Source organism: sulfur-oxidizing endosymbiont of Gigantopelta aegis, from assembly GCF_016097415.1.
In the GTDB taxonomy this organism is placed as follows: domain Bacteria; phylum Pseudomonadota; class Gammaproteobacteria; order GRL18; family GRL18; genus GRL18.
In genome coordinates this window covers 3,260,762-3,277,985 of the sequence record NZ_JAEHGE010000001.1, presented here as the reverse complement: position 1 = coordinate 3,277,985, position 17,224 = coordinate 3,260,762, and the positions used below count along the sequence as shown (strand labels likewise).

Annotated in this window: 18 protein-coding genes and 1 pseudogene; 11 read left to right on the top strand and 8 right to left on the bottom strand. The window is 39.0% G+C overall.

Going from position 1 to position 17,224, the window contains the following annotated elements; all coding sequences use genetic code 11:
• Nucleotides 1-189: 189 nt before the first annotated feature.
• Complete coding sequence (locus tag JEU79_RS16730; RefSeq protein WP_198265014.1) at nt 190-2,286, bottom strand: response regulator; 2,097 nt, start codon at nt 2,284-2,286, stop codon at nt 190-192.
• Nucleotides 2,287-2,638: 352 nt separating this feature from the next.
• On the opposite strand from JEU79_RS16730, the gene JEU79_RS16725 reads away from it, so the two are divergent.
• Nucleotides 2,639-3,046, top strand: a complete 408-nt coding sequence (locus tag JEU79_RS16725) for a YkgJ family cysteine cluster protein (RefSeq protein ID WP_198265013.1) — start codon at nt 2,639-2,641, stop codon at nt 3,044-3,046.
• A gap of 228 nt (nt 3,047-3,274) precedes the next feature.
• On the top strand, nt 3,275-3,607 hold the full coding sequence (locus JEU79_RS16720; RefSeq protein ID WP_198265012.1) for a DUF3392 domain-containing protein: 333 nt from the start codon (nt 3,275-3,277) through the stop codon (nt 3,605-3,607).
• 20 nt (nt 3,608-3,627) lie between these two features.
• Here JEU79_RS16720 and yrfG read toward each other — a convergent pair whose 3' ends face one another.
• The gene (gene yrfG / locus JEU79_RS16715; RefSeq protein WP_198265011.1) at nt 3,628-4,284 is read right to left on the bottom strand and encodes a GMP/IMP nucleotidase; all 657 of its coding nucleotides are present in this window, start codon (nt 4,282-4,284) and stop codon (nt 3,628-3,630) included.
• Nucleotides 4,285-4,460: 176 nt separating this feature from the next.
• Here yrfG and nudE point away from each other — a divergent pair, with 176 nt between their 5' ends.
• Both nudE and cysQ read left to right on the top strand, forming a co-directional pair.
• Nucleotides 4,461-5,006 (top strand): ADP compounds hydrolase NudE, encoded by a 546-nt coding sequence (gene nudE, locus JEU79_RS16710; RefSeq protein WP_425511152.1) that lies wholly within the window; start codon nt 4,461-4,463, stop codon nt 5,004-5,006.
• A 40-nt stretch (nt 5,007-5,046) separates the two neighbouring features.
• A complete protein-coding gene (cysQ, locus tag JEU79_RS16705; protein WP_246540348.1) occupies nt 5,047-5,922 on the top strand; it encodes a 3'(2'),5'-bisphosphate nucleotidase CysQ in 876 nt (291 codons plus the stop codon).
• Between the two features lie 17 nt (nt 5,923-5,939).
• Here cysQ and JEU79_RS16700 read toward each other — a convergent pair whose 3' ends face one another.
• Entirely contained in the window at nt 5,940-7,037 is a 1,098-nt protein-coding gene (locus JEU79_RS16700) for a PilT/PilU family type 4a pilus ATPase (RefSeq protein WP_198265009.1), read from the bottom strand.
• Nucleotides 7,038-7,162: 125 nt separating this feature from the next.
• Complete coding sequence (locus tag JEU79_RS16695; protein ID WP_198265008.1) at nt 7,163-7,348, bottom strand: hypothetical protein; 186 nt, start codon at nt 7,346-7,348, stop codon at nt 7,163-7,165.
• A 199-nt stretch (nt 7,349-7,547) separates the two neighbouring features.
• Here JEU79_RS16695 and JEU79_RS16690 point away from each other — a divergent pair.
• The 3 genes and pseudogenes from JEU79_RS16690 to JEU79_RS16680 all read left to right on the top strand — a co-directional run.
• Nucleotides 7,548-7,853 (top strand): annotated as a pseudogene (locus JEU79_RS16690) (transposase); the annotation flags it as partial.
• A gap of 25 nt (nt 7,854-7,878) precedes the next feature.
• The gene (locus tag JEU79_RS16685) at nt 7,879-8,307 is read left to right on the top strand and encodes a hemerythrin domain-containing protein (protein WP_198265007.1); all 429 of its coding nucleotides are present in this window, start codon (nt 7,879-7,881) and stop codon (nt 8,305-8,307) included.
• 139 nt (nt 8,308-8,446) lie between these two features.
• Nucleotides 8,447-9,892, top strand: a complete 1,446-nt coding sequence (locus JEU79_RS16680; protein ID WP_198265006.1) for a catalase — start codon at nt 8,447-8,449, stop codon at nt 9,890-9,892.
• Between the two features lie 35 nt (nt 9,893-9,927).
• Here JEU79_RS16680 and JEU79_RS16675 read toward each other — a convergent pair whose 3' ends face one another.
• Entirely contained in the window at nt 9,928-10,668 is a 741-nt protein-coding gene (locus JEU79_RS16675; protein ID WP_198265005.1) for a protein-methionine-sulfoxide reductase heme-binding subunit MsrQ, read from the bottom strand.
• Nucleotides 10,652-11,668 (bottom strand): protein-methionine-sulfoxide reductase catalytic subunit MsrP, encoded by a 1,017-nt coding sequence (gene msrP / locus JEU79_RS16670; protein ID WP_246540346.1) that lies wholly within the window; start codon nt 11,666-11,668, stop codon nt 10,652-10,654. Before msrP ends, JEU79_RS16675 begins: the two co-directional genes overlap by 17 nt.
• Nucleotides 11,669-11,918: 250 nt before the next feature.
• Between msrP and JEU79_RS16665 the strand changes: the two genes are divergently transcribed.
• From JEU79_RS16665 to JEU79_RS16650, 4 genes are read left to right on the top strand one after another with little or no spacing between them, the layout of a single operon-like run.
• On the top strand, nt 11,919-12,095 hold the full coding sequence (locus JEU79_RS16665) for a hypothetical protein (RefSeq protein WP_198265004.1): 177 nt from the start codon (nt 11,919-11,921) through the stop codon (nt 12,093-12,095).
• A gap of 11 nt (nt 12,096-12,106) precedes the next feature.
• The gene (locus tag JEU79_RS16660; protein ID WP_198265003.1) at nt 12,107-13,450 is read left to right on the top strand and encodes an IS66 family transposase; all 1,344 of its coding nucleotides are present in this window, start codon (nt 12,107-12,109) and stop codon (nt 13,448-13,450) included.
• Between the two features lie 31 nt (nt 13,451-13,481).
• Nucleotides 13,482-13,802 (top strand): transposase, encoded by a 321-nt coding sequence (locus JEU79_RS16655; RefSeq protein ID WP_198263033.1) that lies wholly within the window; start codon nt 13,482-13,484, stop codon nt 13,800-13,802.
• A complete protein-coding gene (locus JEU79_RS16650) occupies nt 13,780-14,583 on the top strand; it encodes an IS3 family transposase (protein WP_198265002.1) in 804 nt (267 codons plus the stop codon). Before JEU79_RS16655 ends, JEU79_RS16650 begins: the two co-directional genes overlap by 23 nt.
• Before the next feature lie 670 nt (nt 14,584-15,253).
• Here the strand turns inward: JEU79_RS16650 and JEU79_RS16645 are convergent.
• The gene (locus JEU79_RS16645) at nt 15,254-15,961 is read right to left on the bottom strand and encodes a hypothetical protein (protein WP_246540344.1); all 708 of its coding nucleotides are present in this window, start codon (nt 15,959-15,961) and stop codon (nt 15,254-15,256) included.
• A 56-nt stretch (nt 15,962-16,017) separates the two neighbouring features.
• On the bottom strand, nt 16,018-17,025 hold the full coding sequence (locus tag JEU79_RS16640) for an HTH domain-containing protein (RefSeq protein ID WP_198265000.1): 1,008 nt from the start codon (nt 17,023-17,025) through the stop codon (nt 16,018-16,020).
• Nucleotides 17,026-17,224: the final 199 nt, after the last annotated feature.

Below are 17,224 nucleotides of genomic sequence, written 5' to 3'. Positions count from 1 at the left end.
ACTGAATCTTAAGGATTTTCCAGAACATTTTGACTTCACCCGTAGGTGACTACGAATAAAGCCAAAATAACCTGTAAAACCCTTAATCTTCAGCACCTAAGTCGCTCTCGCTACGATTCAACTGATTATTTTAGGTTAAACTTATAATAAAATTTAAGTGTAGTCCAAAAGAAAAAAAGATCGACTATTTTAATCTGAAGGGGGTATATAAAGTCGCTTAATGGCACTGGATAATTGTTCGGGACTGATCGGCTTGGTAATAAAATCATCCATACCGGCTTCAAAACAAGCCTCTCGATCATCTGTGGTGGCATTAGCGGTGAGGGCAATAATGGGAAGATGTTGGCCTTCAGGCTCTTGCTTACGCCAGGCAATAGCGGCATTGAGGCCATTCATTTCCGGCATACGCATGTCCATAAAGGCAATGTCATAATGGTTTTGACTGAGTTCTTTCACCGCCTGAACACCATTCAATACGCGTTTGGTTTGATGTCCGGCTTCTTGCAGAAAGCTGCTGAGTACCATGGCATTAATATCTTCATCTTCGGCGATCAAAATCTTCAATGAAATATTATCTAAATCAATATATGTCGTTTTTTTAATGGTTCTTTCTTCGGGATTGAGTAGTTCTAATAAGTCCTCGCCCAGTCGTTCGAAATTGATGGGCTTGGTGATGAAGGCATCAAAAAATGTATTGCCCAAGGCTTGTAATTCAGGACGCTTGCTTAAATAATTTAAGAAGATTTTTTTCGGTGGATTATAAGAACCATAATTAATTTCATTAATTTTTTCAGCAATATTTAAGGGAACTTTTTGATCCCAGCTGGTGGATAATATGACCAGCTCAAAGGGATGTTGATGTTTGATGCTTTGCTGTAGACCATTGAGTAATTCGCTTTCAGAATAAAAACGTTCTACTTGAAAACCTAAATAGCTACAATAACTTTCTAAAGCTTCATGCAGGGCATTTCTACAAGCAACAATCGCCACACACTTATTTTCAAAGAGCTTATAGTAACGCTCTTTCATATTACCATGCTTATCAACCTGTAGTGAGAGTTCAAACCAGAAGTGGCTGCCCTGACCTAAAACACTCGTTAAGCCGATAGTGCCACCCATGAATTCAACTAATTGTTTGGAAATGGTTGTGCCTAAACCTGTGCCACCAAATTTATGGGTTTGCAGGTCTTCAGCTTGAGTGAAACTGTCGAAAATTTTAGTCTGTTGTTCTTTGTTGATACCAATGCCGGTGTCTATGATATCAAAGCGTAAATTGATTTTTTCACCAACTAATGCGTCGGGATTGGTCGCACTGACTTTGAGTAGCACTTCCCCTTTTTCAGTAAATTTAATGGCATTGCCCACTAAATTAAATAAAATTTGTCTGATGCGCTGGCTATCACCAATAATAAAAGAGGGGAGGTTGGGATCAATATAGACAATAAAGTCAAGTGAATTTTGTTCAGCACTGGGTGAAAGTATGGCAATGACTTCATTAATGGTGTGATGTAAATCAAAGGTACAATGTTGTAATTGCAGTTTGTTGGCTTCAATTTTAGAGAAATCCAGAATGTCATCGATCAGTGCATGCAAGGATTTTGATGCATCGAGTAAGGCCTTAGTATATTCTTTTTGTTCTTTATTTTGATCGGTGCGTTGTAATAGATGAGCAGTGCCAATAATACCACTCATTGGGGTGCGAATTTCATGACTCATGGTGGCTAGGAAACTACTCTTTGCACGGGTTGCTTGCTCAGCGGCTTTTTTTGCTTCGCGTAATTGTTTTAACATGGAGTGTAAATAAAATGGCATGGCGATGAGGACAAAAAATTGGGCTGAAGTGCCCAGTGGATTTTTTGACCAGGTATTGTCAAGGAATAAAATATAATTGTATTCTACGAGCACTAAAACAACCGCAGGTAATAAATAGGCAGACCCATAGCGGGTGCCATAAGCAATATAAAGCCAGATATAAATAAGAATAAATTCACTGCCCCCGTCACCGGTTAAAGTAATGGTATAGGTTGTACAAGTGAAGTCAAAAATGAGCGTAATATAGCGGCGTACATTGGAGTCGGGATTGCGAAAAATATCCAGGCCAATGACAATTGTAACGCTAAAGAAAAAAGTAAAAAATAAATTGTACTGCTCATGGGTGATGGTAAACTCACCAGAAGACATGCCCAGCCAGACGTAGAGTGAGATAAACAGCCCTAAACTAAAACGAACAACGGCGGAATAAAAATCTTTGGATTGTCTAACGGTTGAAAAATCGTATCGTTTCATAATTTATTAATTGTAAGTTGATTAGAAATTTAATAGGATCATCCGTTTATATAAATCTTTTTTCCATGAAAGATTGATATATCCCTAATACTTGAAAATGCAGGCTTCGTTCTCTTTGTTAAGAAATGTAATTTATAACCTCAATCATGTAGTACCTATACAATCAATCGGCTATAAATCAAAATGCCTCGCTGCATTACCAAGTATCAAGGGTATAAGCATTAGTGTAACATAAGAAAACTATTAGCAAACTATTAGCAAACTATTAGCAAACTATTAGCAAACGAATAGCAAACGAATAGCAAACGAATAGCAAACCAATGTGTCAGTAATAGAGTAATAAAAGCCCTATATGAATGAAATTATAATTACCGCAGAAAATAAATGCAGTCATTGCCATGGTACTAAATGTTGCCAGTATGTGACCCAGCAAATTGATACACCGAAGAAAAAAGACGACTTTCAGTTGATGCTATGGCAAGTTTCTCATGCCAATGTTGAATTCTATAAAGATGAAGATGGTTGGTTTCTGATGTTTATCACGCCTTGTGAACAATTACAAAGCAATGGCGAGTGTGGCATTTATCATCAACGTCCTGATATTTGCCGGGAATATTCCAATGATTATTGTGAATATGATTCGCCTGCTGAAGAGAGTTTTGACCTGTATTTTAAGACTCATGATGAATTGCTGGCTTATTGTCGCAAGCGTTTTAAAAAATGGGACAAGAAGCTTAAGAAAATGGAAAAAGTACAATAATAATACTTGAACCTAAAAAAATCAGTTGAACCTACTGCGACCGCCTTATGCACTTAATCTTAAGGATTTTCTAGAATATTTTGACTTCACCCGTAGGGTGACTACGAATAAAGCCAAAATAACCTGTAAAATCCTTAATCTTCAGCACCTAAGTCGCTCTCGCTACGATTCAACTGATTATTTTAGGTTGAAATCAAGCCATCGAAGCAATATGAGAATAAAACCAATATGTATGAAATAAAAAACCTAATTATTCAGTTGTCACAATGGTTATATCCGTGGTTGGGTGAAATCTCTATGGCCATTATGGCGACCTTGTTAGTGATTTTTGGTGGCAGGCTAAATCGCATGATTAAGCGTCAAATCGGTGGCTGGCATTTTATCTTGCGCACCGTGATTTTTATTTTGCTTTGCACCTTTGGCTATGGTGCGGTTTTGATTTATTTAACGCCCATGTTGACACAATTGCTGGCCTCAATGGGGATGATATATCTTGGACCCTTGGTGGTCGGTATTTTTATCGCCCTGGGTAGTTTTGCAGAGAGAAATAATCACATTTAGTTTTAACTGATTATTCTAGTTTAATAGTCGGGCAAAATTTCTGCAAAGGAATGGATGGCGGGAAAACTTTCAACATCTTTTAATCCTGAGCGGCTATCGGGCTTGTAGATGGCGAGTAAATGCTTAATGCCATAGCTTTGGGCGGAGCGGAGGACGTGAAGGTTGTCATCAATCAATAGCGTGCGCTGTGGATCATAGCTTTCTAAACTTTCCAGTTGTGTCCAGAAACGAATTTCTTCTTTGGGGATGCCCAGTTGATGGGCGCTGATCACCTGATCCAACAAACCGCCCAAAGGGGTATTTTTCATTTTGAGAGCGAGACTTTTCTGATGCGCATTGGTCACTAATACCCGGCGCTTACCGGATTTTTTTAAGTTTTCTAAAAATTCCACCACAAATGGATGCACTTGAATCAAGTGTTTTACTTCCTCTTTGAGCAGGGCAATGTCTAAGTCCAACTCCTTGCTCCAATGATCCACGCAATACCAGTTGATAGTGCCTTCAATCGACTTAAACAGCGGTATCAAAATAGCCAGTGACTCGGCTTTGGAAATGCCGTGTTTTTCAGCATAGCGCATTGGGACATGCTCTAGCCAGAAGTGATTATCAAAATGCAGATCCAATAAAGTGCCATCCATATCAAGAAATACACTGTCTATATCATTCCAATTTAACAAAATTCAGCCTTTATTGGGGTAAAAAGAAGTAAATTAGGGGGTAAATGAAAGATTAACCGACCTCTAATGTCCTAAACGTATAAGAAAACTGCTATTATAGCAAGTTTCCAGCCGTGCGGATGCTCTCGTTATGGCTTAAAAAATTTAGGAAACCACCCAGTTTTTAGGAAGCTATTGTGTCACAAAAACCAGAAATAACAGCCTGTAAGGTCGTTGCCCAGAGTCGATTGTTTCGTATTGAGCAAGTTGATTTGACCTTCTCCAACGGTGAAGCGGTGGTTTATGAACGTCTCAAAGGCTCCAGCCGTGGTGGTGTTTTGGTGGTGGCTGTCCAGGGTGATAGTTTTTTAATGGTGAGAGAATACGGTGTCGGCGTTGAAGGTTATGAATTAATGTTCCCCAAGGGACGCATTGAAAATGATGAGCCGATTCTGGAAGCTGCTAATCGTGAGCTTCAGGAAGAAGTGGGCTATGCGGCAAAAGAGCTGACCTTGATCAAATCCATGACTTTGGCGCCGGGCTATATGGGGCATCAGACCCATGTGGTATTAGCAGAAGATTTATATCCCGCTACCTTAGAAGGGGATGAGCCTGAACCTTTAGAGGTGGTGTCTTGGAAAATAGATAATATCGATGACTTATCAATACGTGAAGATGTCAGCGAGGCCAGAACGATTGCCGCAGCCTACATGGTGAAAGCCATATTAGAGCAACGTCAATAAATGCGCTATGGTGAGCTAAAAATGAACATAGTGATTATTCATGTCATTCAATGAAATGAATTCCGAACAAAAACTGCCTGATTCCGTGAAAGCGGAATTACGTCGTGTCCTGCCCAGTGCTATTGAGTTGGCACGTTTGGCGGGTGAAAAAATCATGTCGATCTATGAAACTGATTTTCAGATCAGCAATAAGAAAGATAATACCCCTGTTACTACCGCCGATCTGGAAGCGAATGCGCTTATTGTGGCGACACTCTCTGCTTTGACGCCGCATATTCCTATTTTATCAGAAGAATCAGATGAAATTCCCTATACAGAACGGAGTACATGGGAAACCTATTGGCTGGTTGATCCATTGGATGGTACGCGTGCTTTTATTGAAAAAAGTGGTGAATTCAGTGTCAACATTGCCCTGATTTACCGTCAACAGCCTGTTATCGGGGTGGTTTATAGTCCGGTACAGAAGGTGGGCTATTATGCCTGCAAGGGGAGTGGTGCTTTTCAGTTAAATGATGTGAATGAATCTCAGCCTATTCAAGTCTGCGCTCAATGTACGCCTGTTGTGGGTGAACAATCCAGAAATATTGTTGTTGCCGGTACGCGCTCAGCTCGCAGTAGTGCCTTGCAGCGTTTTTTTGCTAATTTGGATGCTGAGTTTAATGGCCGTGAAATGAAATTCTTAGGCAGTTCTCTTAAATCCTGCCTAGTGGCAGCGGGTGAAGCAGATCTCTATGCACGGCTTGGCCCTACCTCAGAATGGGATACGGGTGCGGCACAGTGTATTGTTGAGGAAGCCGGTGGTTTAATCACCGATACCCAAATGCGACCTTTGCGCTACAATACTAAAGCGTCTTTATTGAACCCCGAATTTTTTGTCTTTGGTGATAAATCCATTCCCTGGAATCAGTTTTTGTAAGCACTATTGACACAATCTTAAAAATCAATATCAGTAAATACTTCATCGCCAGCACTACCATCACTCATGCGAATTTTCAATTGTAAGTTATTATAAGAATCGGCGTATTCCAGTGCGGTTTTAACATCAATCGTACCGGCTTTATACATCCTGTAAAGCACATCATCAAAGGTTGCCATACCATACTTTGAGCCTTGTTCCATGGCTTCGGGTAATTTTTCTAATTTACTTTGTTGTAAAATTTCCGTGACATAAGGGGTGTTGATCAATATTTCCACTGCGGGGTATAAATTGCCATCCTTACCGGGAATCAAGCGCTGAGAAATAATTGCACGTAAGTTACGTGATAAATCTTCCGACAATTGTCGATGCGCATTTTTAGGAAAAAAGTTAAAAATGCGATCCAACGCCTGAATGGCATTGCTGGCGTGTAAGGTGGTTAAACAGAGATGTCCCGTATCAGCATAGGCCATTGCGTGTTCCATGGTTTCTGCATCACGCACTTCGCCAATGAGAATAACATCGGGTGCTTCACGCATGGCATTTTTCAGAGCATTGCCATAACTTAGGGTATCAAGTCCCACTTCCCGCTGATTTACAATGGCTTTTTTATGAGCGTGAATAAACTCTACCGGATCTTCAATAGTGAGAATATGGCCGCCAATATTGGAATTTCGATAACCGACCATGGCGGCTAAAGTTGTTGATTTTCCTGAGCCAGTCGCACCGACAACCATAATGAGACCATTTTTGCTGGCGACTAGATCATTGAGTGTTGAAGGCAGATGCATCTGTTCAGTAGTTGGAATATCGGTTTTAATATGGCGGATAACCATAGCAATGTCACCGCGCTGGCGAAAAGCATTGGCACGAAAACGACCCACTTCAGAGACTGAAATAGCAAAATTTAATTCCAGCGTGTCATGAAATTCCTGCAGTTGTTCTTCATCAACGAGCTTAGAGAGGATGGATTCGATTTGAGATGAGCTTAATGTTTGCTTACTGACGGGTCTGATTTTTCCCATTACTTTCATTGATACGGAAGCATGGGTACTGAAGAAAATATCAGAGGCTTCTTCATCGACCATCAGTTGTAGAAATTTAGTGATATCCATAGCTTGCCTTCAAGATTTATCTTTTGCTAAAGGTGTGAAAGGTATATTGTATTTTTGCTTATTATAGCAAGCAATAGTGATAAATATAGGGGTAGGGGGCAGTGTTGATGAAAGCTGTGAAGCAGTTAGTGCTGGTAAACCGACATAATCGCTTTTAGTTCTTGCAGTACTCGCTGGTATTCATCAGCATTCAGGCCATCAACTGCACTGATAGTTTGATTTTCTTCCATTGCCACAATGGTTGCATTGACTGTTTCACAGCCACTTTGGCAAAGTGTTTCAAGGCATTCAGTTAGTTTTTGATGATCCATACAAGGCACTATTATAGTAAAATTGGTTATGTATTATACACTATTAGCATTTGCTGTAAAACTGATTTTTATGCTAGGCTGTGAAGAATTAGATAAAGCTTACTTGATTACCCACAAAGCTCCGCCATATTTCGATAATTATACTATAATTATAGTATAGTTATCGAAATATGGCGGAGCTTTGTGGGTAATCAAGAATTGTTTTCCTGCGGTTAAAGAAGCTGACTGTAAGCATGTTCCAATCGTCACGGGTGGTGGTGCGGCAAGTGTTGATAAAATTGAGTTTATCTGGGTTAACACTATGATAGGTAATATTAAAAACTCTATGAAGGGAAGCTATCATTCCATTAACTCAAAACATTTACCTCGGTATCTTGCTGAATTTTGTTATCGGTTTAATAGACGCTTTAACTTAAAAGACATGATGCCAAGGTTTTTATGCGTGGCGATGAAAACGCCACCTATGAATGGAAAGCTCCTAAAAATGGCGGAGCTTTATGGGTAATCAAGAAAGCTTATGAGGCTCACTTATGAAGCGTATTGAACAATTACAAAATCTTTCACGAGAACACCATCAGTCATTGAGTTTGGCACAAAAAGCCATTAAAACCCATGAGGCACAAAATGCCGAGACAATTGAGGCACTCTGTCAGACAATAGTGCAAGATTATCCGCTGACTTGGATGAAGCATTTTCAGGTGGAAGAAGAAACCATCTTTGCACTTTTTTCAGAATCAAAGACTTCTGAGGTCTCGCAGTTGTGCCAGTTGTTAGAGCAAGAGCATCGACAAATGGATGTTTATTATGAGCAAATGAAAAATGCAGATTATACTGTTTTGGGCGATTTTGGCATACTATTAAAAAAGCATACCCGAATGGAAGAACGGCAATTATTTCCATTGCTGGAAGATGTCATGACTGAAGAACAATTACAAAGTGTTTTTAGCGCATCAAGTTGAAAAATAATGAGCCTATGAGTTATCGAAAAAACCTATTGATGATATAGAATTAATCAATTATACAAATCATGTTGGGTTTGTTACTCTAGATTTTCACAATGTAAATATGTTTTCATGTATACGTTCACAGGAGAATGAAATGAGTAACAAATCGAAATTAACAATGACAAATGGATGTCCCGTTGCAGACAATCAAAATGTGTTAACAGCCGGTGCCAGAGGACCAATGCTACTTCAAGATATTTGGTTTCTTGAAAAGCTTGCCCATTTTGACAGGGAGGTCATCCCCGAACGTCGTATGCATGCCAAGGGTTCGGGGGCATACGGGGTGTTTACAGTCACTAACGACATTAGCCAATACACTAAGGCAAAAATATTTTCTGAAGTCGGTAAAAAAACGGATGTTTTTGCACGATTTTCGACTGTAGCCGGTGAACGTGGTGCCGCTGATGCAGAACGCGACATTCGAGGTTTTGCGCTAAAGTTTTACACTGAGGAAGGCAATTGGGATATGGTTGGTAACAATACCCCCGTGTTTTTCTTAAAAGATCCGCTTAAATTTCCTGATCTTAATCATGCTGTTAAGCGTGACCCACGCACCAATATGCGTAGCGCCCAAAATAATTGGGATTATTGGACACTATTGCCCGAAGCTTTGCATCAGATCACCATCTTAATGAGTGACCGGGGCAACCCGCGTAGCTATCGGCATATGCATGGTTTTGGTAGTCACACTTTTAGCTTTATCAATAAAGACAATGAACGATTCTGGGTGAAGTTCCACTTCATATCACAGCAGGGTATTGAAAACTTGACTGATGAAGAAGCTGAAATCTTGATTGGTCAGGATCGCGAAAGTCATCAAAAAGATCTGTATGAAAGCATTGAGCAGGGTGATTTTCCACGTTGGGATTTTAAAGTACAAATCATGCCTGAAAAGGATGCGAAAGATTATCGCTTTCACCCATTTGACCTTACCAAAATCTGGTCACATAGTGATTATCCGCTTATTGATGTGGGTGTGTTGGAGTTACAACGTAATCCTGACAACTATCACGCAGAAGTCGAACAGGCGGCTTTCAATCCTGCGAGTGTTGTTCCGGGCATTGGTTTTTCACCCGATAAAATGTTGCAGGGTCGCTTGTTTTCATACGGTGATGCACAACGCTATCGCCTAGGTGTTAACCATTCTCAGATACCGGTCAATGCACCTCGCTGCCCATACCATAGTTATCATCGTGATGGCGCGATGCGTGTTGATGGCAATATGGGAAGTACGATAGGTTATGAGCCTAATAGTCAGAGTGAATGGCAAGAACAGCCAGAAACAAAAGAGCCCGCATTTGATTTGTATGGTTCTGCTGATCATTGGGATCATCGTGAAGATGATAATGATTATTACACACAGGCAGGTGATTTATTTAGATTAATGACTAAAGAGCAGCAACAAGTACTGTTTGAAAATACAGCGCGTTCTGTTGGCGGTGCAGAAATAGATGTGCAAAAACGTCATATCGCTAACTGTCTTAAAGCTGATCCCGCCTATGGTAACGGTATTGCAGATGCCCTTGGCCTTAAAGCATAGTTTTTTGATATAGCGCCCGTTTCGGGGTGAAATGACTAACGCTCAATGAGTATTTCACCCTGATCTTTAGGCTTATTAAACAACAGCCCAAAATGAGCAATCACACGATAGATCAATAATAAAGCAATCATGATGCTATAAGGCAAGGGAGAATAAACGCCGACCTTAACTAGCATCCAGAAGTGCACCAAAACTAAAATGCTAATGAGATAGATAAGTTGGTGTAATCGACGCCAATATTTGCCCATCCAGCGAATGATTTTATTGAGCGAAGTGATGGCTAATAATGTCAGTAGGGTAAAAGTAATCAGGCCAATCAAGAGATAATTTTTTTCTTCAATATCTTCCCATAAATATTGCCATTCCCAGCCTAAATCATAGTGTAAATAAATCAGCAGATGCAAGACTGCATAAAAAAAACAATAGAGACCTAACATGCGTCTTAGACGAATAATCCAATTCCAGTCAGCCATACGCTTGCCATAAGATGCATGGACTTTACGGCTTAACCAAGCGACTATTCTACGTAAAGGTGTAATTAATAAGGTTAGAATCAGAAAAATGAGAGACCATTTCCCGGTGCTATGAGTGAGGGTTTCTAAGGGATTGATGCCTAATTGATCAATAGCAAAAGAATAGCTTAGGCTGGCAAGTGGTAATAGGGAAATAAGAACGGCGAACCACCAGGTTGAACGAAAATTATTTTTTAGAAAGAGCGAGATGGAAAATGCTGTCCGATGCTTTTTTTTGGGAGCCAAATCAATAATTTTTTTCAAGATTCATCCCTTTATAGAGATGGGCTACCTGTTCAGCATAGCCGTTAAACATTTGGGTACGGCGTTTTTTTATTTCCCCAATGCGGTTTTCACGGCGCTGTGTCCAGCGCGGGTGGGCGACTTTGGGGTTAACATTGGCATAAAAACCATACTCGGATGAAGCCGCTTTACTCCAGCTACTAATAGGTTGCTCTTCTAGTAAACGAATATGAGTAATGGCCTTAATGCTCTTAAAAGCATATTTCCAAGGCACCACTAAACGTAAGGGCGCACCATTCTGCTTGGGTAAATCCTGTCCATATAAGCCGGTGGCAATTAAGGTGAGTGGATGCATTGCTTCATCTATACGCAGTGCTTCACGATAGGGCCAATCCAGAGAGTCAATACGCTGACCAATCATTTCTTCAGGGCGTAATAGGCTGACAAACTCAACGTATTTGGCCTTTGATGTCGGTAGTGCTAATTTTAATAAATGGCATAAAGAAAAACCAGACCAGGGGATGACCATAGACCAGCCTTCGACACAACGTAAACGATAAATACGCTCTTCAATGGGCATGGAGGATAAAATTTTATCAATATCAAGGATTATTGGTTTTTCAACTTCACCTTCAATGGTTAAAGTCCAAGGTTCGGTGGTTAATACCTTGGCTAAATGAATCACCGCCTCTTTATTGGTGGAGAATTCATAATAATTATTGTAACGGGTTATCTCACTCAGGCTATTACTTTTATCCTGAGTTATATTATGTAGTTGCCCCTTATCTAGTTGACTCTTATTTAGTTGACCAAGGTTTTCACAGGCAAGTGAGGAATTGGCTAATAGAAGAGAGCTGCTACTGCCAAGAGTCATTGCACCGAGAGAATAGGCGCCGATGGTACGGCTACTTTTTTCAATAAATGCCCGGCGGTTTAAATAGAGACTTTGATCAGTGACTTCGTTTTCTATTTCGTTCGTGTGGGAGTGCTTAGAATAACTAGTCTTTTTGTAACTTCTCAATAAGTCTGTGCAAAACTTGAAATAAAAACAAAAAAAGTCTTGACAGCATTTTAGAGGACAAAAATTGCATTTTCACTGCCCCATGTAATTTATCCCTATAAATGATCCTGTCGATCTGTCTCAGATCGAAATAGAATATTTTTGAATATTATCTTAACTGAGAGGGAGTTTGATCAACACAGGGCAAACTAAAGAGCCTTAAAAAGCCATGATACAATTGTTTTATTGAAAACAACCTGTATTGATTATAGTGAAAAAATTACCTCCAATTCCAGAGATACCTGAAGAAGAAAAGACACCGGTAGTCCGATTACTCCTTGCTTTCATGGAGCAACAACAGGAAATCATTCAAAACCAACAGGTTGAAATCGATGCCCTTAAAACAGAAGTTGCTAAGCTTAAAAAGCACCTCCAAAGCCTAAAATAAGAGCCAGTAAATTGCCAAAGGATGATGACAATGATAATCCGACAGGTCATTCAGGAAGCAAGAAAAACAACTCAGGAAATGGGACTAGTAAAAGTCGTAAACGAAAGAAGAAATTGGCTATTCATAAAACCACCGTTATCAAACCAGATAACCTGCCAGAACATTCACGTTTTTTAGGGTATCAGGATTATTTTGTTCAGGAGCTGCTGATTAAGCCTTTCAATACTCGTTATCGATTGGCTCGCTATAAAACACCCGATGGTGATACCTGTATAGGAAAATTGAGCTTTGATACACATATAGGACATTTTGGCCATACATTACAGAGTTATATCGTTTATCAATATTATCACCAGAGAGTGACTCAGCCATTGATAATACAACAATTAACAGAATTAGGTTTTGATATTTCAACGGGTCAGATCAATGAGATTTTAATCCATGACAAAGACCATTTTCATACTGAAAAAAATACATTGCTAACTGCCGGTATCAACAATAGTACTTATATCCATGTTGATGATACGGGTAGTCGTCATGATGGAAAGAATGGTTATTGTACTCACGTTGGCAATGAAACCTTTGCCTGGTTTTCAAGTACTCGATATAAGAGCCGGATTAATTTTCTACAATTGTTACGAGGTGCTGCTGTTGATTATACGCTCAACGATGCAGCACTTGATTATATGAGAGCAGAAAAATTACCTCACAAGCCATTGAGCGTTATTGAACAAAGTCATCAGACTTGCTTTGATAATGAAGAAGCCTGGAAATACTATCTGCAGAACAATAGTATCATAACACAACGGCATGTTCGCATTGCCACAGAAGGCGCTTTACTGGGGGCATTAATTAACAGTGGCTTTCCAAGTGATTTGGTGATTGTGAGTGATGATGCAGGACAATTTGATATTTTGTTGCACGCATTATGTTGGATACATGCAGACAGAGTGTTTCAGCGGATACTACCACTCAATGAGCGACATGATAAAGAACTGAACTGGGTACATACTCAGATTTGGGAACTATTTTATGATCTCAAACAATATAAACTTGAGCCAGATGATCCGTTGAAGTCAGCGATTGCTGAACATTTTGATGAATTGTGCCGGACTAAAACAAGCTTTGAAACGTTGAATCAGGCACTGAAACGATTGGCAAGAAATAAAACAGAATTACTGCTGGTATTGGAACGGCCTGATATTCCTCTTCATAATAATTTGAGTGAAAATGATATTCGAGAATATGTTATTAAGCGTAAAATTAGTGGTAGTACACGCTCAAAGGATGGGCAACTTTGCAGAGATACCTTTGTCAGTTTAATGTGGCTATACTTAACCGGACACACAACTTAAAATAACTAAAAGATAAAAAGTGTGACCTAAAATGAATGATCAAACAAAAAAACCGAATAAAAGCTATACATCAGAATTTAAAGAATCAGCTGTCAAATTAGCTAATGAGACGGATCAACCCGTTTCTCAGACTGCCAGGGAGCTAGGTGTTAATGTAAATACTCTACATACCTGGATCAGTAAATATTCCAAACCGGTGAAGACGGTAGCCAATAGAAGTGATGAACACATTTATGATGAAGTAAAACGTCTGAAAAAAGAATTGGCAAAAGTGATTCAGGAGCGTGATTTATTAAAAAGGCCACAGCGTACTTTGCAAGGGAAACTTTGTGAAGTACGCATGGATAACTGATCAGGCTAAAGATTACCCGGTAACGATTCTGTGCCGTTTTATGGATGTTTCCCGTAGTTGCTATTATGATTGGGTTAGCTCTCCTAAAACGGATAGAGAGAAAGAAAATGAAGCGCTTACTGAGCAGCTAAAAAACTGTTTGAAGACAGTCGCAAGACTTATGGAACCCGTCGTCTTAAAAAGAAAACTGGCTGAAAAAGGCGTTCATATAAGCCGCCGGAGAATTGGTCGATTAATGAAAAAAGCCGGTTTGTTTTGTAAAACGAAGAGACGCTTTAAAGCGACGACTAATTCCAAGCATAATAAGCGTATATCTCCAAATTTACTGGAAAGAGAGTTTACTGTCTCTCAACCTGATCGCTACTATGTGGGTGATATTACCTATATTGCCACCAAGGAAGGCTGGTTATATTTAGCGGTTGTCATTGACTTATTCTCTAGGCAAATTGTTGGCTGGTCGATGGATGAGCGAATGAAAGCCAAGCTAGTCAATGATGCTTTACTGATGGCCATATGGAAGCGTAAACCAATGGATGGATTGCTTTGGCATACTGACCGAGGTAGCCAATATGCCTCTGATAGTCATAGAAAAATATTGTCGGATCATAACATAATTCAGTCTATGAGCCGCAAAGGAAATTGCTGGGACAATGCTGTATCAGAGAGCTTCTTTCATAGTTTGAAAACTGAATTGACGCACCATTGTCGATTCAAAACCAGAGTAGAAGCAAAGCAGGCAATATTTGAATATATTGAGGTATTTTATAATCGGGCGACATAAATGCCGCCCATTACCGTTGACGGCCATCGGCTCCTCAGCCTGTGCCGTGAAGATATTGTAACAGGATCATTACCGTTGTGAAAATACCTTGGGTGAATGGAACGGCTCTATCGTTCCAGAGGGCAAAGCCCTTTCTCTTCATCTGTTTAAAGTTAACATGAGAAACTAAAATGATAGGAAATACAAAATGACAAAAATCACTTGAAACAGCCAAAAAAATATTTAGAAAACTGTCCGGAAAAGTGTTGACACATCAGTTTAAAGAAAACTTGTTTGAAACAAGGAATTTCATTCTGGGATTTTATTAATGACCGGATCAGCAAGAGAAATTTGATCCCATATCTGCCTGAGTTGCTGAAAGGTAAAGTTTGTGCTGTTTAAATGCACAGACTTATTGAGAAGTTACAATTGTTTTTCCTAAAAGACCCAATAAAGCCCTATACGGAACAATAACTTAGAAGTGCTTTTTCCTAATAATTTATCGTAATATTATAGCAAAAAATCGACTGTCAAGCAATTAGAATATTGCTGTAACAGCATTGATCATCAGGAGACTTTTTTATACGTTTTTTTGACTTCATCGGACTGATATTGGCTGTTCAATGATTTGTGTTCGTACTTGTTTGAATGGGAAAATTGTTCAAAATATAGATAGAACTATGCTACATTGTCATTTTTCTTCTAACCCATAAATAGACTGGATGTTAGATATAATCTCAGACAAAGATAAATTCTTGATATTAAAATCTTTCAAATTAATCCCTTTTTCTTGCTCCATTGCATCAAGAAATTGACGTAAATCTGATTTTATAGATTCAGCAATATTAATGGTTTGGCCTGGTGACAATAATGGAAATATTCGAAAAATATCATTGCGATGTTTTTTTATATTTTTTGAGTCTATGCGTTCACCTGCTTTTTTCCTGGCAGTCAAATCAAGCCAGGCTCGAGCTTTGAACGGTAAAATGAAACTTGGCCCAAGTATTGATATGCTATCAATGATCACTTTTCCTTCATGGATGCATTGATAATAATCGTCATTGAGCAGAATGGCTGACAAGCTGGATACATTTTCATCCATTGGAATCGGGGTTAGATGTCCATTGCCCTCATATTTTAATTGATCTGGTTTTCGTGAGAAAAGTTCTAACATAAAAGGGAATTCTTTATTTTCAGGATTGCTAAATCGATAAAATTGTTTATCCCCAGTACTTTTTTCCTGATGTTCATAAGAGCCTTCTCTTACAAATTCCCAAAATTTTCTTACAAAAGCCACATCCATGGCTTCTGCACATAAAACAATATCAAGATCTTTGGTGGCACGAAAATCAATACCAGCCTCTTCTAAAGCAAGATAGCAGGCCACGCCACCAATCAAAACATAACTTTCCTGGAATTCATTAAAATATTCTCGAAAATAATCCAGACCTCTTATCATAATTTATTACTCCAAAATTTTTCTATGAGTTCTTCTAATGCCTGATCTATGCGTTCGTCATTTATACTTACAGGTGTTAATTTGAGACTTAGCCAAAGTGACAACGGATCAATAATATGATCTTCTGTTAAAAGGTGTGGGTTATAACGCCATAGTTCCAGTTTAGTGCAGTGCGGCTCACCTTTATCGCATTCATTCAGTTTCAATAATTTTTTGAGACCAGTCCATTCATTAACAAAAAGCGCCAGAACTGAATTATGGGGCTCTGCAATCATGGTCAAGTTGGCCAATGCACTTTCACCAGATATAAGAGCAGGGAATGTGCTATCAGGTTGAGTGATCCAAATAGTCTTTTTAACAGGGTTGTTAAAATAAGGTTGAGCTATTGACCATAATTTTGTTGCCTCTAAAGGAAAGAGTAGGTGCTTTTCTCTACCTTTTATTATAGAGCTGGCTAATCCCTTCTCTTCAAGCTCTTTAATTGCCCGAGTTAATGTCATCCGACTGTAGCCTAAATTTTCTGCTAATTCTTTGCCAGGAAGTGAGGTTTTATAATATCCCAGAATATATCGAAGTAGGAGTATTTGAGAGACTGAACTTAAAGGTTTTAGAGCGGATTCTTTTGCAGATTTAAAATATTCTCGTAAATCTAAACCCATAGTAGGCAAATAGAGTTGATTGCCTGGCACAATAAAAGGCACATTCTGTTCAATCAGACGTTTACGGTTAAAAGAAGTGATTGTCCCAACGATGTAAATGATATCGCCAGCGTATTTTTTGGCTACAGCATTCCAATGCTTTTTCACTATGGCAGGAGATTCATCATTAGAATTCAATGAAACCATAAGTAAACAAGGCCTATTAAGGATATGAATATGATAAAACTCATATAACTCCTGTAGATAAAAAGGCATGTCTGAAGCCTCAGGCCATTGATGTACTTCTGTTATTTCTCCTAGTACTTCATTAACGTAGACTTTAAGTGTTTCAATTAAATTAGTCATTATCCTAATAATTGTTAATAACAAGGTAATTGCACGATAACATTAGTGATGTTACTGTGCAAGTTTTAAGTTACTACTTCAGCAAAAATCGGTGAACCCACTTAAACCTCATCAATTAGCCAAGTTCATGCTTTTTAAAAATTCTTGATTACCCACAAAGCTCCGCCATATTTCGATAATTATACTATAATTATACTAT